The organism is Aquimarina sp. MMG016 (assembly GCF_018100805.1).
Taxonomy (GTDB): Bacteria; Bacteroidota; Bacteroidia; order Flavobacteriales; family Flavobacteriaceae; genus Aquimarina.
The window spans coordinates 319715-345649 of the sequence record NZ_JAGJEA010000002.1 but is presented as its reverse complement, the minus strand read 5'-3'; the positions used below and the strand labels follow the sequence as shown (position 1 = coordinate 345649).

Here is a 25935-nt window from a genome sequence, read left to right as displayed (position 1 = left end):
ATTCTTACTCGCTTTTATGATCGAACGATCAATTATTTATTTTTCTATACCTTCTAAATCCAGCATAAATGCATAACTTAATGCAGTACGTTTATATCGTGCGAAGCGTCCTGATGCACCTCCATGACCGGTTTCCATATCACAGTCCATGATAAGTAAGTTATCATCTGTCTTTAAATCTCTAAGTTTTGCAATCCATTTTGCCGGCTCCCAATATTGTACCTGACTATCCCAATATCCAGTAGTAATAAGAATATTTGGATAATCCTTTGCAGTTACATTATCATATGGAGAATAAGATTTCATATACTCATAATATTCTTTATCCTTTGGATTTCCCCACTCATCAAACTCAAAAGTAGTTAGTGGTATTGTTTCATCCATCATCGTAGATACCACATCTACAAAAGGTACTGCTGCTACAACTCCATTCCACAGTTCTGGTTTCATATTTAGGATAGCTCCCATCAATAAGCCACCTGCACTGCCTCCTTGGGCATACAGATGATCAGCACTTGTAAAACCTTCTTTAACCAAGTAGTCTCCACAATCAATAAAGTCAGTGAATGTATTTTTCTTTTTTAATAGTTTACCATCTTCATACCAATGTCTTCCCATTTCTTGCCCTCCTCTAATATGAGCCATTGCAAATACAAATCCACGATCCAGCAAACTCAATCTGGTAGAACTAAAATAAGGCTCTGTACTACTGCCGTAGGAACCATAAGAATATAATAATAAAGGAGTATTTGCACTTCTTTTTACTCCTTTCTTATACACTAAAGAGATAGGTATTTTTACTCCATCCCTAGCTGTTGCATATAATCTTTCGGATACATAATTATCTTTAGAGAAGTTAGGATCTATTACTTCTTGCTCTTTTAATACCTTCTGCTCTTTACTATCCATATTATAATCAATTGTACTGAATGGAGTAGTTAAAGAAGTATATGAATAACGTAAAATATTAGTATCAAAATCTAAATTTGTTGAAGTGTACGCCAAATAAGCCGGATCGTTAAACTCGATATAATGATCTTCTTCCCCATTCCATTTCATAACTCTAATGGTACTTAAACCATTAACACGTTCGCCAAGCACAAGGTTATTTTTAAAAACAGTAAAATTTTCTAATAAAATATCTTCTCTGTGTGGTATCACATCCTCCCAGTTATCTTTTGTGGTAGCAGTAATTGGTGTTTTTACCAGCTTAAAGTTTGTAGCATCGAGATTGGTTTTGATATAAAAATGATCACCAAAATGTGCAACATTATATTCTAGATCTCTTTCTCTAGGTTGAATAATCTTCCATTCGCCATCAGGAGTATCAGCATCCAGATATCTATATTCTGTAGATAGTGTTTGATAACTACCTATGATTAGATATTTATCAGATCTTGACTTATAAATAAAAGTACTAAAGGTTTCATCTTTTTCTTCAAAAACTAATTCATCTTTTGATTGATCAGTACCTAATACATGCTTATAAATTTTATTAGCCCTAAGTGTTACAGAATCTTTAGAGGTATAAAACACCGTTTTATTATCATTTGCCCAAACTGCCCCACTAGTTGTATTATCTAACTTATCAGAAAGCATTTCACCCGTTTCTAGGTTTTTGAAATATACAGTATACCGTCGTCTGGAAACCGTATCAACTCCATAAGCTAATAATTTATTATCAGGACTTACAGATCGCCCTCCTAGTCCAAAATAAGAAAGACCTTCAGCCATCTCCGGGCCATTGAGCATAATTTCCTCTTTAGCACCTTCCTCTAATTTTTTACGACAATATAACGCATAATCCATTCCTTTCTCAAATCTAGAATAGTATGAATACCCATTGTCATTATATGGAACTGAAGCATCATCTTTTTTAATTCGACCTACAATTTCATCATAGAGCTTTTTCTGAAGACTATCCGTATGTTTCATTGCGGCGTCCTTATAATCATTTTCCGCATTCAGGTAATCCAATACATCCTTAGTCTGTGTATCAGGCGTTTCAGCATTTTTTTGCTTATCGCTTAAACGCATCCAGAAATAATTATCAATACGAGTATCTCCATGTGCTTTTAATTCTTCAGCTACCTTTTTTGCCACAGGAGCTTCTATAGAATGATGTGGCCTTACTGTTGATTCTTCCTTTTCTTTTTCTTTACTACAAGCTGATAACAATACTGTAAAAGCAAAAAGTGAATAGACGATTCTTATTTTCATATGAAATTTTGATTGATGTTAATTATATTTTTAAGAATTTATATATCGCAATGTAATTTAAAAAAAATAAAAAATGATAGTTTAATCAATGTTCACTTATCATAAGTGTTCCATTAATATATAAACATAAACACTAAAAAAACAAAAAACGCTTACTAAAACTATGTAGCAAGCACTTTTGTAATAAGTTTTAATACTTTATTTATCTCAAAATTAAAACCGGAATATTTAATTTATAAATCAAATCATTTATACGACTTAATCCAAACCATGAAGCATTTTCATTTTGCTTTCTCGGAATACAAAACAATTGAGTATTTGTCCCGGTAATATAAGAAGCAAGACCATCTAACGCGTTTTCTCCTTCAGAGAAGGTATAGGAAACAGCCCATTTTTTATTTTGTTCAGTGGTAACACTCTTGTCTGAATTGTTTGGGTTACGAATTCTAAAAAACCGTATAGGGTCTTCTTCATTTGTTTTCAGGTCACTAATAATTTCTAGTCCCTCTTTATGTATTGTTTCTCCATAAACACCTAAAGAAATATCATCAAAACTATGGAATTTGTTATCTTCTCCAGAAATAAGAATATTTGCATTACACTCTTTAAGTACAAATTTGGTAATATCTGGTTCTAAGAAGTTCATCAAATTATTTTTTCTTTTCCCTAATATCACTAAATCCGGCTTTACACTATCTATTTTATCTTTAATGGCTTGTTTGGCATTACCATATGAAATCTGCAACGTAATAACAACTTTTTCTTCTTTCTCTATTTCTCTTATCAATTTCATCAATTTGGATTGCACATTACTAGTATCCTCCTGAATAGCGCGCATAGCAGAAAACTGATTCTCATATTTAGCTACATCCGCAGGAGATTTAACATGAAATACTTCTACCTTGCCATTTATTTCTTTAGCTAAATGTACCGCATTCTTTAATGCTGCTTCTGATGCCTTAGATAAGTCCATTAGAACAAGTAAATGATATTTTGATTTTTTAGAATTCATAATAATTGTTTTAAATAGGTTATACATTGTGGACTTTATCGATACCAAAACTAAACAAACTGATAGTCATATCTCTAAAATAATACTAATACTATCAGTATTGAATAGTTTAACTGTATATTAATATAAGTATAACTAAAAATTCTAATTTTTGCTCTACTAAAATCAAAAAAGTAAATATTTCAGAAGCTTATTAATACTCCCTTTTTATCTCTTCTATTGTTAAAAAAAAGTTTTGATTATTTTCAAAGATATTGGTAGGGTATTTTAGGAATTAACTGTTACTAATTCAAGAAAAACAAGTTTACTAAGCTCCGTAAAATACAGTATAATAAAGCCTTAACACTTTTTAACTAAAGTTTGTCACGTTTTAGGGTTTTATGACTTATAGAAGTGTATAAATCAATATATAAACTGTTTTTTTCTTAGTAAATTTAGTCATATCGCCATATCCTATTAGACTAAACTAACAAGAATGAAAAACAAAAATTTTGGATTAAGTGAAGCATCATTTGAAAAACTTGTAGCTGATCTAAAAAGAAATGACACTCATTTCTTTGAGCAAGTATTTCTTAAGCAATTTAGTGAAACATTAAAATATTTGCGTAGAGAATACAGAGCATCACACGAGGATGCGTATGATGCCACAATGGACACATTAATCGAGTTTAGAACTCGATTTATAGATGGAAAATTACGGTATGGAAACCTTCGCTTTCTTTTCACTAAAATGGCATCACAAATGTTATTGAGAAACAAACAAAAAGGTGCTACAGATTTAGAAGGTCAAATAACCTTAATCGATGAAGAACATAAAGAAGTTATAGATACTGATGAATTAGGCAGGCTCAAAAAAGCCTGGCAAACTCTGGGAGAATCATGCAAACAATTGCTCACCTGGCATTATTATGGAAAAATGAAGTTAACTGAAATCGCTGAAGAACAGCAGAAAAGTCCTGCAACCATAAGAAAACAGAAAGAGCGGTGTATTAAACAACTAAAGGATCAATTTGGTCTAAAAACAATGGTTAAATTATGAAAGAGAAATTAAATAAACTTTCGGATCCAAATATCTCAAAACAGGAAGAGGATCAAATCTTAGAACAGGTATTAAAAAAACAATTTGACAATGATCTAAGGAACAAGTGGAAAGAAAAGCTTGATCATGAATTCGGGATCAAAAGAAATAAAAATGGTTTTACGAATAAAAAATATTTAAAAATATTTATTGCTACGGCTGCTAGTATAGCATTAATCATTGGTTTGCAATTATTTAACACTACTCCTTCTGATCCTTATGTATTAGCACAACAATATCTTAATGACCAAGAAATAATACACCCAGGAGCTACAAAAGGTATCTCTGATGAAAATGAGAACAGAGTATTAGCAATCCAAATGTTCAATAGTAAAGATTACGAACAGGCTGCTTCGTATTTCCTAAATCTTGAAGCTCCTACCGAAGAAGACACCTATTACTATGGATTGGCATTACTGCTAAATAATCAATACAATAAAGCTATTGTAAAGTTCGAAGAAAACAGAACAAATAGTAGCAAATACATACAAGAATTGAATTGGTATCAATCTATTGCTTATCTGCTTAATAAACAACCCAATAAAGCTTCATCCTTATTAAAACAAATCAATAACACCGACTGGAATTATGAACAAGCTCAACTGCTATTGGAAAGAATAAATTCAAAATAATACAAACAAAAGACCATACTATTTAATTAAAACCAGTAACCTTACTTGAATATGAAAACGCTAAAACACATTCTATCATTCATTATTTTTATCTTTTTACTAACTCCAATTCTTGGGCAACAAATCGGGGTATCAAATTCTGAAGCAATATATAATTCTAAGCTCAATGACGATGACGATGATGACGATGATGACGATGATGACGATGATGATGATTGTGACGACAATGACTGTATTATCAAACATCCTTCGCTTTATTTTGTAAAATTAGATCCGGCCATTACCCAAAGTCAGGTTGATAACTTATTAGCTGAATTAAATTCTGAAGAAATCTGGTATCGACCTGAAATAAATTTGAGACTTTGGAATACTGCCATTTTTCCTTATACTACACAGGCAGGTCAAACAGTAACCAATATAAATGGTCAGGTCACTAGTGCACAAAAAAAAACTGAAATTGATGGTGCTAGCTTTAATATAGGACACACAGTTCCCAGAACTCCTGTAGATATAGTTGATTTCTGTTTTGAGAATATTGCCCTACAATATGCTGCAGGTACAAATCCAATAAAAATTTCAATTTTTGACACTGGTATTACCCAAACTGGAGGTAGTTTTCCTGGCTACAATTTTCATATTTCGTCATATACAGGATATGATTATATAGACGATGATCAGATACCTGATGATCAAAACGGCCATGGTACTCATATAGCAGGTAGTATTCATAATCTGTTGAGTTATGGAGTTAATCCTTCTGCTGTTTCATTTGATATAAGAAAAACACATGATAGATTTGGTCAAGGATTTGTTTCTAACCTAATTCCAGCTATTCTAGATGCGGTAAATGAAGGTTCTAATATTCTTAATTTTAGTTTTAGTTATCAGAATTATAATGTGAATCCAACAGGAAAACCTCTTAAACTGGCAATAGATTATGCTGAACAAATGGGTACCTTAATTATTGCAGCAGCAGGTAATACCAATGAAAATAATGATACGGATAATATCATCTCATTCCCTGCCTCCTACCCTAATACCAATATTTTATCTGTGGCTTCAACTTCTTGTGATAATAAGTTAAGTAACTATAGTAGTTATGGTCAATCCTCTGTTGATGTTGGTTTGTTAGGAGAAAATATTCCTGGTCCAGGTTTAAATGGAGATGTGGTTTATCAATCAGGAACTTCGTTTTCATCAGCAAATGTTACTGCATTTGCAACTATACTTGCAACTTATCAAACTACTTTTAACCCACAAAATATTAAATGCAGTCTGATAAATACATCTACTACTTCATCAGATTTATTTGAAAAAATTGCTGCAAATGGTGTTATTAACTTTCCTGAAGCATATAATCAATTGGCTAATGGTTGTAGCGCCCACAGAATAACTTCTGTTACTCCTTCAGCATCTACCACCACTTTATTTACTCCTAATCCTTTTACAGAAACTCTCCAAATGCATATACCCAATGGACCTAATAAACCAACCCATATTTCTGTGTATAATCAAAGTGGTTTATTAATGTTTCAACATCAAATAACCTCTAATGTTATAAAAAAGAGTATTATTAATTTAACACAAACTCAACGACTACAACCCGGTATCTATTTTGTAAAAATACATACCAGAAACCAAGTAGATACTCGAACTGTAATAAAGAGGTGATTTTTCCCTTGTTTTACCAAAAAGCTGTTAGAAAGTGTTCTCTAACAGCTTTTTAAGTTTTAAATAGTATTAACAATAACGTTTTAACATTTCACTATATTAGTAATTAGAAGTGTTGCTTTGACACTACAATTGCTTAACTATTAGCTATGATCTTAAAACCCCACTTCATTTTAATTATAAGTTTTTTCACTTGCCTCATTTCGGCTAAAAATCAAACGCCCAACACCACATATTTTGAAAAACACTACCAAAAAATTAATCAAAATATTAAGGAAGAAAAAATAGAAGACAATTTCAAATTGATTGAAAAACTAATAAAACAAAAGGAATATCAGGATTTAGATTGTTATTATAAAGGAAAAATACTTCATAAAATTGGAGTATCATATTATTTACTTAACCGAGAATCTGAAGCTATTGCCTATTTTAAAGATAAAGTTTTACATGTTTGGAAAGATTGTTCTATTGTTCCTCCTTCTGAAAGAGCTAATACCATTTACAACATTGGAGTTTCTTATCAATATCTTAATGAGTTAGAATCCGCCAAAGAATATATTGATCAAGCTCTTTATATTTTTGAAAATGATCCTCAGTATCCTCGTCTTAAATTAGCTAGAAAGTATCATGGTGTTGGTAAATTCTATCAAAGTCTCAATGATACTTTTAGATCTGAATTATACTATCAAAATGCTATTAACCTTTACAAAGAACAAGATGATGCAAAAGCAAAAGAATTCGAAACAATAAATGATCTTATCACCATGAGTATGGAATTCAAGGAGTTCGCTAAAGCTAAAATATATATTAAAGAAGCTTTAATAATTCACCAGAACTTTCCAGATGCTATTCCTCAACTAGATCTGGCTTTAATCTACTTAAATGCAGGAACTACATATCTGGGACTAAAAGAATATGATATTGCAAAAAGAATGGCAAAAAAATCCTTGATCTTACTGGATGAAAAAAAAGAGCCTTTCTATTATTCCATTGCCTTGGAGTTAATTGCAATGATCAATACAGATCTAAAGAATTTTAACCAGGCGGAACAGCATATGAATAAGGTCATAGAAATACGAAAAAAACTATCTCAAAAAGGAGAGTATAAAGACGCAATTTCCAGAGCTTATGAAAACCTATGTGATATTTATATCAGAAAAAAAGACATCTCTAAAGCAAATCTTAATTTGGACAAAGCGTTTGATTTCCTGCTTCCTCGAGGAAGTTTTGATACAAATCATTTACCAATTATAAGAAAATCAAAAATATTAGATGATAGACATTTAATCCGATTAATAGAACTAAAAGTAAGAATATTTAAGGCAGAATATCAAAATTCAAATGATATATTGTACCTTAAAAATGCGCTAAGAACCCAACATAAAATTGATTCTGTAATTAATCGTAGTTTAGTTTCTTTTCAATTCGAACAATCTAAATTAGGTTTTCTGGATCTAAAATTTGAGCACTATGGTAAAGCTATAGAAGATGCCTTAGAGCTATATCATATTACTGGTGATCGCTTTTATCTAGAAGAAGCATATTACTTTTCGTCAAAAACCAAGGCTATTGTGCTTCAATATGAATTAAATCAGAATAATGCCTTTAAGTCTAATGTTTCTGAAGAAATCCTAAAACGTGAAAAAGCATTGCGAGAAGAAATGAATAAACAGCAAACACTTCTATTAGAAGCTACTATAAATCAAGATTCATTATTACAAACGTTCACAAAAGCGCAATACGAATTAGATACTTACCTGACAGAGATCGAGAAAAAAGAGCCAAAATATTTTAAAGAAAAATATGCCTTTATTCGTCCACCTAAACTAAAACAAATACAGAAAGATCTCCCAAAAGATATAGCTGTAGTAGAATATTTTATTGCTGAAAATATGATATACAGTTTTTGGTTAACTCATAAATCTTTTTTCCCAATTTCCATCCCCTATACCGATGAAATCAAAAAAAAATTAGATAGCTTTATTATTCAATGTCATAACCCAAATGAAGAAGTATCAAAGCGTCAGTCCAACATAATTTTTGATACATTTCTGCGACAAGGATTAAGTACAATTCATAAGGATATTAATCGTATATGCATTATCCCGGATGGAAAACTGCATAAATTGTCCTTTGAAGCATTAACAACCATTAATAAAAATAATATTTCAAAATATCTGATCGAGGATTACACAGTATTCTATACCTATTCCATATCATTATTGTTTCGTGATCATCAACAAAATCAATTACAAAACTATGTTGGTTTTGGTTCTAAGTATAGTACTACACTTAATCAAAAACTAAAAGCTCGTAAACGTTTTTTTGGAGACAATAACTTAATGCAACTTGCCTTATCTCAGGAAGAAATAAATCGAGGAGCTGCTATTTTTGATGGTAAAATATTCACTAATAAAAATGCCTCTTTAAAAAACTTTTTGGAACATGGACCAGACGCTGATATCATCCATTTATCCTTACACGGTTTGGTTGATGTAGATGACCCCAGTAGATCGTGTATAGTCTTTGATGATCATCAAAAAGAATTTATACTTTCTCCTCAAGACCTTTATGGAAATCGATTGCAAGCTGATTTGGTATTACTGAGTGCGTGTCATTCTGCTAGTGGTAAAATTTATAATGGCGAAGGTGTACAAGGAATGAGTAAGTCTTTTCTTTTAGGCGGAGCGCATAATATTATGTCTAGTTTATGGAATGCCTCTGAAGCTAGTTCTATGGCAATTACTACTTCATTTTTAGAAAACATACACGCAGATCTTCCGGTAGATGAAGCATTACATCAATCCAAACTAGATTATCTTTCAAAAGCTGAACCTAACAAAAAACATCCATACTATTGGGGTAATTTTATTCTTCTCGGGGAAATTGATTCTTCTTCAAAATCTACAAATGTTTTAATTTGGAGTATCATTATTGGGTTATTGCTAGTTATTATCTATGTAATTAATGGTTCTAAACCAGGAGAAAAACACTAGCCTAACTTCTATCTATTTTCTTTAATCAAACAACTTTTCTATTTTTTTCAAAAAAATTAAATAAAGTTAGTCACACTATTGGTTTTTACCTCTTATAAGGAAAACAAGTATTAACCAATATAAATAGTATCGTGGCTAAACAAAAGAAAATACCGTTAAGTATTACACTCTTTATTTTTTTAATTGGGACTTCTCAAGAGGACTTAAAATTATGGACTGGCTATAGTGCACAAGCAAGGGTAACTAAAGAATGGCGAATCTCAGCAGGTCAATTACTATTGTTTAGTCCTGAGTTTGTAGAGCTATCCTCAATGCAAAATAGTGTTAATCTTACGTATAGATTGAATAGTAAGATAAGGTTTGGCACAGGATATCTCAGGTCATCAGATCCTTCAGATCCTGATCAGGAAGCTAGAAATAGAGTTACAGCACGTTTTGGACTAAATATGAGACTCGGTAAGGTTCGTTTTAACAATAACCTTAGAGGAGAATGGCATTTTCCCGAAAGAAGCAAATTTGAATATCGTTTACGACATGGATTACGTATACATAGAGGTAGCTGGGGATTACCTTGGAAAACTACCCCTTTTATAAACAACGAAGTTCACTATTATCTTTCTGGAAAACCGTTACAATACAGGGACGAAGAAGGAGAAAAAGTGGTTAAGCAATCTCCTGATGGATTACACGCCTATAGATTCACTATAGGAATACGTTTTAGACCATTCAAAAGAGCCAATGCCAGTCTAAGTTATATGAGACAAACAGAATTTAATATTGGCAGTAAATATCGCGAAATCAATGTTGTTGATCCAAGGAATGGTAGAGTACGTAGGTCTTTTAATCATTTTTCTGTATTGATGTTTCGATTTTCATATCAAATTCATTTTAACAGAAAGTCTACACGATCAGCTTCAGCATCTAATTTTCAAACATTACCCCAGCATTTACTATCAAAGGAAAAATCTGAATTCCTAGTAGATTCAGATCTTACAAAAGCAATTCATAACTGATTTTAATTTTTAACCAATTTATATATACTATGAAAACTATTAAGAAATCTAATATCTGTAAGAACGTAATCAACTACAAAGTTGATAAAACAATAGCTAAGAATTATCAACCTGTAGCTGGAGATGTAGCTATTTTTGAGGTAGTAAGTATAGGATCTCTAAATGCGATTCAAGACCATCAAGGAAGAAACTGCTATATCTTTGAAGGAGATAAAATCATGCTAACATTTGGTAATCGCTATGCCAGTAACCAATTCGAAGGATATATCCCTGAAGGATATCAGATGGAATATGATTTAATAGGTAAAGGTGGTGTTACAGGTATTGTAGTGTCTATGTATTACAAATTAGAGGTAAAAGGTCCAACAAAGCTTAGGCTGATTGGATTTGCTACAGATAAAGAAGATAAAGTAATTAATACTACTTATCATCATAGAAAGCCTATAAAATTTGACGCGCAAAAAGTCAGAAATTTTAAAACCATATTATCGATAGGTTCAAGCATGGATAGTGGAAAAACTACTACAGCAGCTTATCTATGTAGAGGATTAAAATCTTCTGGATTCAATGTAGGTTACATTAAACTTACAGGTACTGTTTTTAATAAAGATCGCATGCTTGCCTATGATTGTGGCGCTGATGTAGTGAGCGACTTTTCAGAATTTGGCTTTCCATCTACCTATTTATGCTCTCTGGAAAGCATGATGGATCTCTATGAAGGATTGCTATCAGATATGTCTAAACATAATCCTGATTATGTAGTTATAGAAGTAGCAGATGGTCTATATCAACGAGAAACAAGTATGCTAATGGAAAACCCATTATTTACAGAAACCATTGATCATGTCATTTTATCTTGTAGTGACAGTCTAGCAGTTAATACAGGTATCCAGATATTATCTCCTATTTTCAATGATCGTTTATTTGCACTTGGTGGTTTATTTACCGGTAGTCCATTATTAGTAGCAGAAGTAGAAAAACAATGTGCCATACCCATACTTACCCTAAGTAAATTGCTACAATCAAGTGAATTGACACCACTACTTTCAAGTAAGGTAGATGTTGCTGTATAATATTTAACCTAATTTTTTGATTATGAAATATTCACAACAACAGGCCATATTGATAAGTATATCTATCATCGTATTGATATTATCACCAATATTAGAAAACTGGGCTAGTAAACCAAATGATAATTTTCCCCTGTCTTACTATCCCATGTTTTCCAAAAAAAGGAATGCAACCTATGGTTTATACTATTTCGTAGGATATGATTCAAATCAGAACCGTTATAAAATCCCTTATAAATTAGCAGGGACAGGAGGATTTAATCAAGTACGGAGACAAATCAAAAAGGCAGCTAGGTCTGATAATGCAAAAGTATTTACACAGAAGGTCGCAGAGCGAATTGCTGCTAAGAAAAAATATCCTTATGCTAAACTAAAGCGTATTGAATTAGTAAAGGGGTATTATCATTTAGAAAAGTATTTTCTAAAACTAGATACACTTCCCGTACACGAAAGAATTGTGGTTCACTACAAAATTGAAAGACAATGAAGATTTTTTTAAAAACAATACGAGATTACTGGTTTATTAAAGTACCTCCACAACGACTAGCATTATTACGCATTGCCACAGGCTGCTTTAGTTTATGGTATTTGTTTTCCAGATTCGGTATGCTCCAAAAAATGGTTAAAGACAAGGAAGCTTTTGATCCTATTGGGATATTGAATTGGATGGATAAACCACTGCCTTCAGAGGTTTTCTGGTGGATTAGTTTAGGAATCCTTATCCTTAATATATTATATATCATTGGTTGGAAATTTAAAGTTACAGGACCAACATTTGCCATAGTAGCTTTATTATATTTTACATATCGCAATAGCTGGTCAATGATTTATCATAATAGGAATGCGCTTGTTTTACATATTATTATCATAGGATTAGTAGCTTCTGCAGATGCTTGGTCATGGGATTCATGGAAAAGAGAAAAAAAAGATATCAAAACCCAAAGAGCCCATTGGCAATACGGATGGCCTATACAATTAATCTGTGCGGTTACAGCAGGTTCTTACCTATTAGCAGGAATTGCTAAACTTGCAGGTGACCTTGCCTGGGAATGGGCTAATGGAAGTGCCATGCGTTCTCAGGTAGCCGTAGATGCTATACGAAAAGAAATGTTAGGCTCCGAATTCACTCCCCTATTCGACTTTTTATTTGAGCATACCTGGTTATTTCTTGGTATGGGTATTTTAACCTTTATACTGGAACTGGGATCACCACTAGCTCTGGTAAAAAGAAGATGGGGAATGGTTTGGGCTACACTTTCTTGGATGATGCACTGGGGTATATTTTTCATTATGGGAATAAGTTTCCGTTATCAAATGAGCGGATTGATATTTTTATCATTCTTTGAACCAGAAAAATTATGGAAACCGTCTAAAAATCAAGAATTAGAAATGTATTCTAATCATAATGATACGGATTCAACATCCGGGCCAATAGTTTTATTTGATGGAGTATGCAACCTCTGTAATGGATGGATTCGATTTATCCTAAAGAGAGAAAAAAATCAGTCATATCGTTTTGCTTCTTTACAATCAGAAACTGCAAAAAAATTATTACATAAAAACTATTCTTCTCAAAACCTATCATCCATCATACTCATAGATAATGGTACTGTATATCAGAAGAGTGATGCTATTTTACGTATCTGTAGAAATTTAAACTATCCTTGGAATATGATCTCTATATTATTAATAGTTCCTGTGGTTCTTAGGAATCTGGCATACGATTTTATAGCCATCAATAGATATAGATGGTTTGGTAAACAGCAACAATGTGAAGTACTAAGTCCTGAGCAAAAATTTAGATTTTTAGATTTATAAAACAGATAAAACAAAAGAGAAAAATAACCCCAAAAGAGGTTCAAAAGTTCTTTAGAGGTTTTGATCTTCTTACCTCTCAATTGTAAATAACCTGATTAAGAAAACAACTATGTTAAACAGCAAATGGAGTATCATTAGTGGTTTTACTCATAAAAATATAATCCTGATTAGTTTAGCTATACTTACAGGATTATGTTATAATTTATTAACCATTATGATACCAATTAGTATTGGTAAATTCTATGAATTGAGTTTTGGTTTTTCTTCACATAGATTAGCAGCCTTTAAGTTTGTTCCATTTATGGATGCCCCTGATTTTAATTCCTTTTTATTGTTTTTCTTCTTTCTGGTTTTATTACGATTACTATTCGAATATTTAAATCGTTATGGTATAGCTTTGGTGGGAGAGCGTTTTAGCAAATTACTGCGTGAACAACTTTTTTCTAATCAATTACAAATAGCTATGAGTGTATACGATAGTAAAGGCATTGGCAAATATCTGTTACGATATAGTGGTGATTTAAAGAGTATTCAAAATTATATAAAAAATGGATTAATACGTTTTGCTCAGGATGTGGTATTATTATCTACTGTAGTTGCAGCGATTGGATATTTTGATATACATTTAGGTATTATCATTGCAGGATGTATTCTCAGTTCTTCAGTTATGCTATGGTTAATTAACAAAGCCTTGTATAAAGCTTCGTTAGAAAGGCGTAACAAACGTTCAGGGATGCTAAGTTTTGTTAATACTCGCTTACGAGGTATTATATCTCTAAAAGCATTTAATAAATACCAACCAGAAGAAAAACGATACCAAAAACGATCTAATGATCTTTATGACATTGGAAAACGATATGCAAAAATTGTAGCTTTACTTCAGTCAATTATTCCAGCGATTACCTATGGTATGTTAGGAGTTATTATGTTTTATGTATTTTCATCTACACAAGGTTCTGATAAATTAAGTGGTTCTTCCCTACTCGTTTTGATTTTATTAATCATTTCAATACTTCCTGTACTCAGACGCAGCCTAAGAGTAAGTATTATATGGAAACTTGGAGATATTTCTTTTACAAAATTGATTGACATTTTTAATTTACCCAAAGAGAACCAACTGCCCTTTGAGGAGATATCATTAAGTACAGAAGAAATTATTTTTAAAGATGTTAGTTTTGAGTATCCTAATACCAAGAAATCCGTATTTAAAAATTTTAGATTGTGCATAATTCCACAAAGTACTACCTTATTTCAAGGAAAATCAGGCTCAGGAAAATCCACATTCATAAGATTATTACTTAAGCTAATGTCTCCGACCAAAGGGCAAATTTCTTACGGGAACCTAAAATGCAGTGAATTATCGGAAAAGACGATTAGAAAAAATATTTCTATAGTTTCTAAAGACTTTCCTTTATATGGAAGAGACGTATATGAAGCAATTGTATATAATCGAAAAGATCGTAATAAAGAAAAGGCTGAACTCCTATTGGAGCACTTACAGCAACATGAAGACACGCAAAACCAACTAAAGTTAGATAGCAAAATCGGAGATCTGGGATGTAACTTAACTTCTGGTCAACAAAAGATACTAATGTATTGTAGAGCATTACTTACAAGAAAACCTATTTTGATTATTGAAGAACCCCTAAAAGAGCTTAATAGTAAAACACAACGGTTACTTTTACAATTACTAACAAGTATACAACAACAAAGAACATTGATTCTATTAGATGATCATGAAGTAAAAGGTTTTCATATTGATAAAATATATTATTTATAATATTAATTCTAGATAGAAAGGTCCTAATCGGATAAGTAACTATGAGAAGGAAAGTGCAACGTATTATTTTTGCAACTGCTTAACACAAAGCAATTAGTTTTCTTGTACTTTTACGACCATTACAGAATTAATAATTACACATCTTATGAAAAAGACTCTTTCAGTTTTAGCAATATCAGTACTTATTGCAGCTTGTGGGACAACCAAGAATACTACAAATAAAACATCAGAAACTCCAAAAAAAACAATTAATCCAGTAACTTATGCTAGTACCATTACCGCTGAGGATTTAAAAACAGCTTTATATACTTATGCTTCCGATGATTTTGAAGGTAGAGAAACAGGGCAGCCAGGACAGAAAAAAGCAGTTAACTTCTTAAAAGATCATTATATAAAGTATGGAGTTCCAGCAGCAAAAAGTGATGGTAATTATTTTCAGGAAGTTCCTTTAGATCTTATGGAAGTTCCAGATGTAGGTTTAACAGTTAATGGTAAATCATTTACCTATATAGAAAGCATGGTATCTTTATCAGCTGGTAAAACTGCTGAGTTCTCCACAGAAGAAATAGTCTATGCAGGGTTTGGGATTGACGATGAAAAGTTTTCAAATTATACCAATATTGATGTAAAAGACAAAGTGATTCTCATAAAATCCGGAGAACCAAAAAATGAAGATAGTACTTTTAAGGTTTCTGGTACTGCAGAAGCTTCAAAATGGTCAAATATGAGACAGCAATTTGCCGCAAAACGTGATGCTGCAAAGGCAAAAGGAGCTAAAGCTGTATTGTTTTATTTCCCAGAAGTATATCAAATGGTTGCACAACGTTTTGGAAGCGCTTCCGGAGCAATGTCTTTATCAGGCAATGAAGAAGAGTCTTATTTTTTTGTTGTAAATGATGATTTAGCAAAAAGTATCGTAAAAGATATTACTACGAACAATGAGGCTAAGTTAATACCCGTGAAGTTTTCTTTGAATTTTAAAAATAATGCTCAGCAAATATCTTCAGAGAATGTTGCTGCATTTATTAAAGGATCTGAAAAACCAAATGAAATTATTGTGATTTCTGCTCATCTAGATCATGAAGGTATAAAAGATGGTAAAGTATATAATGGGGCTGATGATGATGGATCAGGTACAGTAGCTGTGGTGGAAATTGCAGAAGCTTTTGCAAAGGCTGTTAAAGATGGAAATGGACCAAAACGTTCCGTATTATTTCTAAATGTAACCGGTGAAGAAAAAGGGCTTTTAGGTTCTCGTTATTATACTGATATTGATCCTATTTTTCCACTAGAAAATACAGTTGCTAACTTAAATATTGATATGATTGGGCGTACAGATCCTAAGCGAAAAGAAGGAAGCAGTAACTATGTATACCTGATTGGTAGTGATAAATTAAGTACTGAGTTACATAATATTTCTGAAGAAGTAAATACCAAATATGCAAACGTTGAATTGGATTATACGTATAACGATGAGAACGATCCTAATCGATTTTACTATCGTTCTGATCATTATAATTTTGCAAAAAATAATATTCCGGTAATTTTCTACTTTAATGGTACTCACGATGATTATCATCAACCTAGTGATACACCAGATAAAATTCAGTATGACTTATTAGAAAATCGTGCAAGATTAGTATTCTATACAGCTTGGGAATTAGCTAATCGCGAAAATCGTATTATAGTAGATAAAGCCAAAACTAAGTAATAATTTAGTGCAATACGAGATCAAAATTAAAAGAAAAGGCTGCCTTTTGGCAGCCTTACTTATAATGTCACATCATACATTTATCGAATAGCAATTTTGTGATTCGTTTCTCCTTCCGGAGTTTTAATGCTATACATATAGATTCCTGATTTAAGATTATATTTTGCAGGATCCAAAGTAATTACTTTAGACTCTCCATCATTCATCAAACCATTAAATAAAGTTTGTACTTTTCTTCCTTGTAAATCATAAAGAATTACAGTGGCGTTTCCTCTTATTGTTGTAGAAAATACTAGTTCAGAAGTCTCTGAAATGCTCTGCGGATTAGGGTAACTATATGCTGCTACAGGAATTTTTTGATATAATTCAGCCAGCACCATATCTTCTAATGCCTTAAGATCTTGAGAGAATTCTGATTTCTGTCTGTCAGCAGAAACAGAACTTAATGCGAATGCAGTATTTACATCTGTTAGATCAATTCCTTCTACCTCGAAAAACTCTCTAAGGCTGTATATATCCCTGGCATACTCCATATTTACAGTATTTGCATCTCCAAATGCTCCTCCCGGAAATACTCCGGCTTGTGAGATAATTGGTCCGCCTTCATCCATAATAGAAAATACATTATTCTGAACAGAAGTATGGAAATTTCCTAAATAATGTCCAATTTCATGTGAAGTAATATTTCCAACTACCTCTACTATCAAATCTTCAATGGATACACCATCTGCCAGCGGAACATTGTTAAGCGATACCGCAGAATTAGGGTTGTCACTACTGATTATATCCATTAAAAATATGGCCTCATCAGTTAAGCTATAATTACCCGGATCAATTGCATTAGCGATACCAATGGTTTGAATTCCAGATTCTTCTACAGTTCCACCAATAATCATTTTTCCGTAAGGAATTCCTGCTCGTTCCAGAAAATCAGGAATACGTTCTCCTAATAAATCACTACCATAATCACTAATAATTTCTACATCAAAGTTAGGATTAAGACCCGATTCGATAAAATCCTTCTCTAAATTTTCTCGTACTACTCTGGTCGCTTCAAAGGCTAATCTAAGACGATTACCACGTGTATCTCTTATGCCCCAATTTTCAAGAAAATCACCAAAAGGAGATAAAAAACGTTCTTTATCCAATTCAGGATCACCCACTGCTACAGAGTCTGGTACATTAAAAAAATCTCTTTGCTTAAAATCTGCACCTGTAAAATCTAGATAGATATACTGTTTTTGTCCTTTGTTGATTTCTAAACCAGGTCTGGAAGAAACAATATCTGCGCTATATGGACCAAAATTACCACTTATAGAAATTGTATACGTTCCGTTTTCTGGTGCGATATATGAAAATGTAGTTTGCCCATTTAGTGGTAAAGGAGAACCTTCTATAAATCTATTTCCAAAAGCACTTGTACCAACCGCTTGCTGACCATTAGGAAAAAATAATCTAGCAGTAGAATTAGATAAAGCGGCAACAGCTACTCCAAATACATCTCCTTTTTCTAACTGAAACGAATAAAAATCTGTCTCTGTTTCTCCATAGAAACTTACTGCAAAATCATAGTTACCCTCTACTCCTACACCAGCTCCGGTTCCAGAATTGAGTGGGTCTACCAAACCACCATTAACCACAATCACTGTTTCAAAATCATATAACCCAAAGAAATAATTACCATCTACAGGTGCAATGAATCTAAGAAAAGTGGTTGGTGTTGGAGCTGCATCAAAATCAATGATCTGACCTTGCTCGTTAAATAAAACTACCAATGGATTTACCAAAGATGAGTCCGTAGCAAAAGCCCTAAACTCTACAAGCTCTGAAGCTTTTAGAGTCACTCCATAAAAATCATTATCGCCGGTTGCAGTACCTGATGATCCATGAGGTCCGTCACCAATAGCCGTAGAACCGGTAATAGTTGTAAACTTATCATCGAATGTAAGGAAATTGGCCAATGGAATTGATCCATTATCCTCAGTTGGAGTAATAGAATCAATAGTAAATTCAGGAGGGGTTAATTGAGTCAAACCTCCTTGAATGGTTACTCGATTAATTTGATCAGCACCACTACCAAAATTAGAAATCGATTGTGCGGTAGCTTGAGTATCATTACTACTTTCGTTATCACCTTCAATTTCGGTAATTACGTTAGATCTAAGATTTTTGTTTGTAGGACGGTTTTTTATAACAGCCTGAGCTTCTTTATAAAAATAATTATTCCATTCTTTATAACTACCCTTGTCGGCATTATAACTATTAAATGGATTTACCCCTCCAGGCCATACCAGAGTATTAGATGATCTTCTGGTTGCTCGTTTGTTTACATTCTTTTGGTTGTAATGCTTAGCATAAGCTTTAAGATCCTGTGCTGCTGAAGTTGAAGTCTGTAATTGTTGTGCGATACCATCTTGCACTAAGAAAGCACATAATACCGCAAACAAGAATAATTTGAGTCGTGTAGTTTTTCTAAATGACATGTGAAAAAAGTTTTAAAAGTTAATACTAAAATTTCATTAGCATTCCAATTACTTTTTTCTAAATATTCATATGTATTTCCCCAAAATGTTTTGAACAAATTCTATACCAATTTATGTTCAAAAAAAGAAAATGTTACTAGTAAAACTCTTATAATTATGTTAATTATGATTTTTTACAAGAAAACTATAAAAAAATTAAACCCTTAAAATCAGATGGTTATCAAGTTATTTTTTTAAGGCATAAAACGAAACACTATCGTTTCTAGTGTTATGAATGAAGTAATTTTCGAATTCACACAAAGATGTATATTCATAATAATCTCTTATCATATCGCCGTTTATATCTATTTCTAAACCTTTTCCATAAAAAATAGGAGTTACAATTCGTTCTCCATCTCCTCTATTCTTATAAACAATTAGGTATCTGGTTTTATCAGAACCGCAATTAATATCTGGTAGTGGAGATTGACCCATTTCATATTTTTCACACTTACTTCCAAAGGGACCATATTGATATACTGGATATGCTTGATTATCGCAATACAGAGAATCACTAGATGAAAGGACAAAAAACTTAGCGAGGTGCACGTTTGACCTGTCGTGTGGTATAAAATAACCTTTTATCAAATTATAATTAGAAATTTTGATTTTACTTAGGGGCATTCTACGTGGACTGCAATAATAGTCTGCATTAATCACATAAGATGAAAATAATACAAGAATATAAATAGTCAAAATTGATTTCATGGTGATAACTTCTTTAAATATATCGTATCCAAAGTAACTTCATTTCGATTCGAAGATGTAAAACCACGATTATTATAATTTATAGTATCAGTATTGTATCCTGATTTTTTAACCACATAATGAAATACAAATGGCTCTTGTGCTTTTTTCTTTCTTTTTTAGTTCCAGTATAAGTTTTAGATGTCTCATACTATCTGTATTACCTTCTTTTATACATATTTTATTCTCACCATCATCCAATCCATAATTGCCAATTTCTGCATCTGACAGCATTATTTTGGTTGTCGCATCAGCTGCATAAATGTCTAAGTCAATATTTTGTTGAGGCTCTGAACAATCCCGAGCTGCAAATACAAAAAGAAAATAAAGGATAAAATATTTCATTTATCCCTCCTTGTTCAACAATATTTTGTAATCCGCAGTAGTACCGGATTTACCTACAGTCTTTTTTCCTAAAAATTGTTTTACAATTATTTCTTCTCCTGTTACACCATCTAGTTTAATCACAAATCGACCTTTTATCTTTTTGTATTTTCCATTAAATTCTAATTCCCAAAAAGGAGGTGTATTTTCATCTGTATATCGAGACACTCTTATAATGTCTTTTTCTAAATCACACTCATGTTGAGTAAGATATGCCTTGATTTTATCCCAGTGGAATACAAAAGGTTGATCATAATCTACTTTTTTATCAAGTTCTCCCTGCTCATCATAATAACTCCAAGTATTACAGTCGAACTCGTTGTGGTAAAACCGCCCCTGTATTTTTAGTTTACCACTGGAGAAAAACCTAAAAAAATCTCTAAAATCATCAGCTGCTTTATATTTGATTTTTATGAACCCTCCATCATTAAGTCCTCCAGATTCTTCAACTGTATACCCATCATTTGTTGTATAAATATAATTCCCTTCTTCATCCTTGTTTTTATTAAATCTTTCTATGTCAAATGTTTCCATGGTATTTTGCTGTATTTTTGATCCATTTATCTTTTGAGACAAATGTTGATTTTGTTGTTTATTACAACTTAATAGAACTATAAAAAATGTAATAAAATAGGTTTTCATGTTATTATTCTTTGTCAAGGTTCTTATGAAGTACTCCCCATTGCCATTGCCAAGTACTTATCACTGGTATAGGAGGAGTTGCAATATCTGAATAATCCATAATATTATCAGTCTTATTTTGCTCAAAGGTAAATTCTCCATCATCATCAAAACTATGATATAATCCCATAGCATGAAAAGCCTCATGAGCCAAGGTACTATCGGTTAACCCAGGCTTTAAAACTATCACTGATCTTGATGCCTTAGGTGCAGGGATATCATAAGCTCTACCATACAAACCTCCGTCTTCTTCATTTATAAAATATATTTTATAGTAGTCACTATAGTCTTTTTTAATGCCACTTGCTAGTGCAGTATTTAAATGATCTTGAAAAGCATCAGTACCAGCATTCTTTAAAGTACTACCATTAGAAAAATTTGTATTAAAAGTGGAATCCGTTGACAAATCAAGTTCAACAGTATTATATGAGGGTTTGGCTAAAGCCTGAATCATATATTTATTTAATTCTTTATCTCTTCCACTTATAACTGTTGCTTTAGGTCTTCCCGAACCAGACAAATCAGTTTTAACTTTAACAAAAACTACATTAGTTTTATATCTATTTGTCTTATCATTAGCTATAACCTTTAACTTTCCGGCAAATTCTCCATCTGCCAATACTTCTATATACTGATCAGTAGAAAATTCTTTAATACACTTAATCTCCAAATCATCAGGTAAGGTCTTTTTTCCAACAGTTTTATGAGACACTTCTTTTTTACTAAGAGTAAACAATGTATCATCAAACTTATATTCTATCTTCTGAGCATCATAATCTTTTACTTCTACTTTTAAAGAAAATTTAGCACTTTTATTTGGATAAAGAGATAAAACAGGGACAAGATAAATATCCTTAGGTTTTATAGGGTGCGGAAGCTGTTCAAATTTTTTACCAAGCTTTACATATTCTTTATCATCCTGAACAAAACTTCCTGTTTTATTGCTACCTATGATATTTTTGTACCATGAATCACCAGGTTTTCCTGTATCTCCCATACGCATCCAATCAAATCCATACTCACCTTTATAGTTGTTATGTGTTCTAAAATTCACTAAAACTTTTGGCTTTGGAATGATTTTCAGAGAAGAACTAGTTTTACTAGATCCATTATGCTGAACCCTAGCTATCAATTTATCAATATCTGCTTTTTTAAATTCTTCCCATTGCTCTTTAATTTCAAAAGGAGATAATTCTACAATACCATCGCTGCTTATTGATTCAGTAAATGATAATTGCTTTTGGCCGCTATCGAATTCTGTTCCATCTTCTTTTTCTATGGTAATTGTAGCTGTGCTGCCTTCCGGATTTTGAATTTCTGCAATTAGTGATGCTCTTTGGGTAACCCTAATTTCAGTAATGTTTTCTTCTTGACTATCACTATTTACCCAAGCAATTCTCGTGATTTGAGTTTGAGGAGTCTCTAATGTAGTCACGGGAACCGCCTCCTCTTTAAAAGGATTATTAGGATTCCAGGCTTTTTCAAAGATTTGATCACGTACTTTTTGAATACCTGGTGATAGGGTAAGTTCCATGCGCAAAGGTTCATTGCCGGTAGCACTAAAACTTTCTGTTAACCCTACACAATGGCAATTGGCAAATTCAAAATCAAATAGTTTTCTAAATCCATCACGATCATAAAATCGCAGATATCCCTGATATGTTTGATGATCTGCAAACATCCAATCATAGAACAATTCATCATTCTTGGTAGATTCCAGGATAAAATGAAGTTGACCACCATTTACACTGGTCTTAGGACGACCGGTATGATCAATAAGTTGTCGGTATAGGAATGAGCTATTTAATACATTTCGCTCTTCGCCATTAATAAATAATTTTGCCTGAAAGGCCATAGGCTATTCATTTTTAAAGTATTCTTAAATCAATAGTGGGGATAACTACATCTCCAAATTAACTAAATATTATAATATGAATAAGAATAATACTAATAATTTTTGTTGAACATCAACACTTTATCGATCAATGACCATTGAATAAAAATGTATGTAGGAAACATTTTAAAGATTTAATTACAAGTATTCCCATTTTCTACTATACCCTCCGGAGTATCAGAATTATTATTGATACAGATGTATCGAGCAGCACCGGTAGGTTCATATACAGTATTATTCATTACTTCCACATTTTGATGGGTACCAAACAAACGGATACCATCACTTTCATTAGGTCTTATGATATTACTTACAATACGAGTATTAAATACATTACCTACTTCCATTCCCCCATCTATCTCATTACCTATAAAGGTAATGCCTCTAGAATTGGAAAAAGTAACAGCTCTACTATTTATAAAGGTATTATCCTCTAATACTACCTTTTGATCTTTGTGTTCTTCGGTATTATTAAGATTTACGAAATAGACATGAAAACCTTCTGAAGTTATTGTGTTTTGAAGAACCAAAACATCATTTGCCTCGGTATTAGTAGCCTGGACTCCATTTCCGGTAACAGAAATAGTATTATTTATGATTCTAGCTTGCCTAGCACCTCTATTAATTTGGATACCACCTCCACAATCTGTTATAGTATTGTCATGTATATACGCATCTATTGATCCTGCAGCAATACCCAAGCTATACCCAGTAATTATATTACCTGCAATTTCATTATCAAATACGGTTTCTCCACTTCCTGCGGCAAAGATCGCCCAGCTATCTGCTGCGCTTCCTGATGCAGTGAATCTATTATTACTCACTTTGGATCCCGAAACCAGAGAGTATACTACTCGTGTTCCAATATCATTATCTTCTACGGTTAGGTCTTGCCCAATAGTTAGTGTTACAAAACCTCCTCTGCTTCCGGTTTCTGTATTACCCCTGATCTGAACATCAAAAACCTTTTGGCGTTCCATCAATACTCCATTATCATCTCTAAACCGATCCGGTTCAATATTAATGGCATAACCAACTTCTCCTCCATCAGAATTGGTAGAAGGCATACCATTATTAATAAAAGTATTGCCTTCGATAAGAATATCTCGCCCATCAGTTAAGGCAATAGACATTCTTCGTGAATCCTTAAATACACAGTTACGTATAACAACACCATTGGTAGGATTATAATTAGGATTAAAAGAAAATCCAAAAGAATATATTGCAATTGACCCTACAGATCCTTCTTCAAAACGTATTCCATCTACGGTAATATTTCTTCCTGAATGAATATGAAATAAATGGCTTCCTTCCTGACCATCATCATTTGGTGAATATATACGTTGATCACGATCCCCATATAATGTTCCTCCTTTTATAGTTACATTTTCTACATCCCTTACTGCCAGAATTGTGCCTCCTCTTGTTCCTGCCTCTCCCGGAAATATACGTAGATGCGTTTTATCAGTCATTTCTAACGTAAAATTAGAAGGAATATTCACCGCTTCCAGCGAAGGATAAAAATTCTGGTCAGAGGTAGTACTGGTAACCTTGGTAACTTCGAAAAAAGCATTTAGTTTGTTGATTAAAAAGGTGGTCGCTCCAAGGTATTTGGTTAAAAACATCACTCTTTCTAATATTTCAGTATTTTGCAGTGCTATATCAGAAATTGTACTTCCTTCTACCAAATCCCATCTCAAAGCATAAAACTTAAAAGTTGGATCAATTAATTGCACATCGCCTTCCAGTGTAAGTTTTGAATTTAGTAATCGCCCATCAATCCGTCCTCCACCAGTAAAATTAAGTGTACCATTAATAATATCACCTTTATCAAACTCAAAAATCACATTTTCGGGTAACGTAACAGTTTCCCCTCTAAGATCTAATACACAATCAATAACTAATGTTTGATTAACTGTAACATCAGAGAGATCAAAATCACAAGGTGTAGTAGATGTATTCTCAGGAAGTTCAGGATCGGCAATAATCAGTGATGGTAAGTCAGTATCCAGACTTTCATTACTACACGAAACTATAACAATAGTAAAAACAATCAATAGATAAGGAAATAAGCTTTTCATTTGGGTGGTATGAGGTTAATAATTTGTGATTGTATAAAGTTTATGTCAAAAAACATATTAATGTTACCTTTTTGACACTACTTTATTCAGTAATTCCTCTCACTACAATATAGAATATGGTGGAAACTATACTTAAACTAAGGAGAAATATACCATAATTTCTGGTGTGTTTATTAAACTTATAACCTTTACCATCAGGGTATTCTTTTTTCCTCAATAAAATATATAATCCCGTAATAATACCTAACCAAGTAAGTGAAGGAATAATCAACAATATTTTAGCAAAAATGGGGATCCCATGTTCTTTTTCTTTTTGTTTGTAAAAGATCAAGTAGAACGGAAAAACAAACAATAAAACGATAATGATAACCAATAATATTATTTGCCAGGGGCCAATCATTCCAAATAGTAAATTCATTAAATACAAAATTATGGTGTAGTTATTTATATAACTTGTAATCTAAAACAATATTACAATAATTAAGGAGGATTGCAAACCTATACCATAATAGGTTAAAGTATTATATTATTTAATAATAAGGTTTTTCTTAAAAAAATAATTCAAAAATTGTGAATATCTATTTTGAATCACACTCTTCAGAAATTCCTTTAAAATTTATATTCG

The 25935-nt window shown here is 32.3% G+C and carries 19 protein-coding genes; 10 read left to right on the top strand and 9 right to left on the bottom strand.

All coding sequences use genetic code 11. The annotated features are described in order from the left end of the window. Positions 1-36 precede the first annotated feature (36 nt). Together J8M14_RS04465 and J8M14_RS04460 are read right to left on the bottom strand one after the other, a co-directional pair. Positions 37-2220 carry a S9 family peptidase gene (locus tag J8M14_RS04465; RefSeq protein WP_211073378.1) on the bottom strand — a complete coding sequence of 728 codons (2184 nt, stop codon included), beginning with the start codon at positions 2218-2220 and terminating at the stop codon, positions 37-39. Positions 2221-2422: 202 nt separating this feature from the next. Continuing rightward, positions 2423-3232, bottom strand: a complete 810-nt coding sequence (locus tag J8M14_RS04460) for a universal stress protein (RefSeq protein ID WP_211073377.1) — start codon at positions 3230-3232, stop codon at positions 2423-2425. A 475-nt stretch (positions 3233-3707) separates the two neighbouring features. On the opposite strand from J8M14_RS04460, the gene J8M14_RS04455 reads away from it, so the two are divergent. From J8M14_RS04455 to J8M14_RS04410, 10 genes are all read left to right on the top strand, one after another. Next, positions 3708-4271, top strand: a complete 564-nt coding sequence (locus J8M14_RS04455; protein ID WP_211073376.1) for a sigma-70 family RNA polymerase sigma factor — start codon at positions 3708-3710, stop codon at positions 4269-4271. Continuing rightward, positions 4268-4942: a hypothetical protein gene (locus J8M14_RS04450; protein WP_211073375.1), complete on the top strand. Its 675-nt coding sequence runs from the start codon at positions 4268-4270 to the stop codon at positions 4940-4942. The genes J8M14_RS04455 and J8M14_RS04450 overlap by 4 nt, the downstream gene beginning before the upstream one ends. Before the next feature lie 51 nt (positions 4943-4993). Further along, entirely contained in the window at positions 4994-6613 is a 1620-nt protein-coding gene (locus J8M14_RS04445; RefSeq protein ID WP_211073374.1) for a S8 family serine peptidase, read from the top strand. 149 nt (positions 6614-6762) lie between these two features. Beyond that, complete coding sequence (locus tag J8M14_RS04440; RefSeq protein WP_211073373.1) at positions 6763-9609, top strand: CHAT domain-containing protein; 2847 nt, start codon at positions 6763-6765, stop codon at positions 9607-9609. A gap of 131 nt (positions 9610-9740) precedes the next feature. Continuing rightward, a complete protein-coding gene (locus J8M14_RS04435) occupies positions 9741-10622 on the top strand; it encodes a DUF2490 domain-containing protein (protein ID WP_211073372.1) in 882 nt (293 codons plus the stop codon). Positions 10623-10651: 29 nt separating this feature from the next. After that, entirely contained in the window at positions 10652-11695 is a 1044-nt protein-coding gene (locus J8M14_RS04430) for a hypothetical protein (RefSeq protein ID WP_211073371.1), read from the top strand. A gap of 22 nt (positions 11696-11717) precedes the next feature. Then, positions 11718-12179, top strand: coding sequence for a hypothetical protein (locus J8M14_RS04425; protein WP_211073370.1), 462 nt, complete (start codon positions 11718-11720; stop codon positions 12177-12179). Further along, the gene (locus J8M14_RS23005) at positions 12176-13510 is read left to right on the top strand and encodes a DCC1-like thiol-disulfide oxidoreductase family protein (RefSeq protein WP_247672545.1); all 1335 of its coding nucleotides are present in this window, start codon (positions 12176-12178) and stop codon (positions 13508-13510) included. The genes J8M14_RS04425 and J8M14_RS23005 overlap by 4 nt, the downstream gene beginning before the upstream one ends. A gap of 109 nt (positions 13511-13619) precedes the next feature. Next, on the top strand, positions 13620-15290 hold the full coding sequence (locus J8M14_RS04415; RefSeq protein ID WP_211073369.1) for an ABC transporter ATP-binding protein: 1671 nt from the start codon (positions 13620-13622) through the stop codon (positions 15288-15290). Positions 15291-15435: 145 nt separating this feature from the next. After that, positions 15436-17001: a M28 family peptidase gene (locus tag J8M14_RS04410; protein ID WP_211073368.1), complete on the top strand. Its 1566-nt coding sequence runs from the start codon at positions 15436-15438 to the stop codon at positions 16999-17001. A gap of 80 nt (positions 17002-17081) precedes the next feature. Here the strand turns inward: J8M14_RS04410 and J8M14_RS04405 are convergent, their stop codons facing one another. The 7 genes from J8M14_RS04405 to J8M14_RS04375 form a co-directional block, all read right to left on the bottom strand. Continuing rightward, on the bottom strand, positions 17082-19484 hold the full coding sequence (locus J8M14_RS04405; protein WP_211073367.1) for a T9SS type A sorting domain-containing protein: 2403 nt from the start codon (positions 19482-19484) through the stop codon (positions 17082-17084). Between the two features lie 225 nt (positions 19485-19709). Then, positions 19710-20231 (bottom strand): hypothetical protein, encoded by a 522-nt coding sequence (locus J8M14_RS04400; protein ID WP_211073366.1) that lies wholly within the window; start codon positions 20229-20231, stop codon positions 19710-19712. A 108-nt stretch (positions 20232-20339) separates the two neighbouring features. After that, positions 20340-20615 (bottom strand): hypothetical protein, encoded by a 276-nt coding sequence (locus J8M14_RS04395; protein WP_211073365.1) that lies wholly within the window; start codon positions 20613-20615, stop codon positions 20340-20342. Continuing rightward, on the bottom strand, positions 20616-21188 hold the full coding sequence (locus J8M14_RS04390) for a hypothetical protein (RefSeq protein ID WP_211073364.1): 573 nt from the start codon (positions 21186-21188) through the stop codon (positions 20616-20618). A 112-nt stretch (positions 21189-21300) separates the two neighbouring features. Next, entirely contained in the window at positions 21301-23190 is a 1890-nt protein-coding gene (gene tssD / locus J8M14_RS04385; RefSeq protein ID WP_211073363.1) for a type VI secretion system tube protein TssD, read from the bottom strand. Between the two features lie 173 nt (positions 23191-23363). Next, positions 23364-25310, bottom strand: a complete 1947-nt coding sequence (locus tag J8M14_RS04380; protein ID WP_211073362.1) for a right-handed parallel beta-helix repeat-containing protein — start codon at positions 25308-25310, stop codon at positions 23364-23366. Positions 25311-25392: 82 nt separating this feature from the next. Next, on the bottom strand, positions 25393-25728 hold the full coding sequence (locus J8M14_RS04375) for a hypothetical protein (protein WP_211073361.1): 336 nt from the start codon (positions 25726-25728) through the stop codon (positions 25393-25395). Positions 25729-25935: the final 207 nt, after the last annotated feature.

Bases quoted from the DNA above. Each gene is read 5' to 3' on its own strand.
- J8M14_RS04465 (WP_211073378.1), bottom strand. From the start codon at position 2,220: ATGAAAATAAGAATCGTCTATTCACTTTTTGCTTTTACAGTATTGTTA.
- J8M14_RS04460 (WP_211073377.1), bottom strand. From the start codon at position 3,232: ATGAATTCTAAAAAATCAAAATATCATTTACTTGTTCTAATGGACTTA.
- J8M14_RS04455 (WP_211073376.1), top strand. From the start codon at position 3,708: ATGAAAAACAAAAATTTTGGATTAAGTGAAGCATCATTTGAAAAACTT.
- J8M14_RS04450 (WP_211073375.1), top strand. From the start codon at position 4,268: ATGAAAGAGAAATTAAATAAACTTTCGGATCCAAATATCTCAAAACAG.
- J8M14_RS04445 (WP_211073374.1), top strand. From the start codon at position 4,994: ATGAAAACGCTAAAACACATTCTATCATTCATTATTTTTATCTTTTTA.
- J8M14_RS04440 (WP_211073373.1), top strand. From the start codon at position 6,763: ATGATCTTAAAACCCCACTTCATTTTAATTATAAGTTTTTTCACTTGC.
- J8M14_RS04430 (WP_211073371.1), top strand. From the start codon at position 10,652: ATGAAAACTATTAAGAAATCTAATATCTGTAAGAACGTAATCAACTAC.
- J8M14_RS04425 (WP_211073370.1), top strand. From the start codon at position 11,718: ATGAAATATTCACAACAACAGGCCATATTGATAAGTATATCTATCATC.
- J8M14_RS23005 (WP_247672545.1), top strand. From the start codon at position 12,176: ATGAAGATTTTTTTAAAAACAATACGAGATTACTGGTTTATTAAAGTA.
- J8M14_RS04415 (WP_211073369.1), top strand. From the start codon at position 13,620: ATGTTAAACAGCAAATGGAGTATCATTAGTGGTTTTACTCATAAAAAT.
- J8M14_RS04410 (WP_211073368.1), top strand. From the start codon at position 15,436: ATGAAAAAGACTCTTTCAGTTTTAGCAATATCAGTACTTATTGCAGCT.
- J8M14_RS04405 (WP_211073367.1), bottom strand. From the start codon at position 19,484: ATGTCATTTAGAAAAACTACACGACTCAAATTATTCTTGTTTGCGGTA.
- J8M14_RS04400 (WP_211073366.1), bottom strand. From the start codon at position 20,231: ATGAAATCAATTTTGACTATTTATATTCTTGTATTATTTTCATCTTAT.
- J8M14_RS04395 (WP_211073365.1), bottom strand. From the start codon at position 20,615: ATGAAATATTTTATCCTTTATTTTCTTTTTGTATTTGCAGCTCGGGAT.
- J8M14_RS04390 (WP_211073364.1), bottom strand. From the start codon at position 21,188: ATGGAAACATTTGACATAGAAAGATTTAATAAAAACAAGGATGAAGAA.
- tssD (WP_211073363.1), bottom strand. From the start codon at position 23,190: ATGGCCTTTCAGGCAAAATTATTTATTAATGGCGAAGAGCGAAATGTA.
- J8M14_RS04380 (WP_211073362.1), bottom strand. From the start codon at position 25,310: ATGAAAAGCTTATTTCCTTATCTATTGATTGTTTTTACTATTGTTATA.
- J8M14_RS04375 (WP_211073361.1), bottom strand. From the start codon at position 25,728: ATGAATTTACTATTTGGAATGATTGGCCCCTGGCAAATAATATTATTG.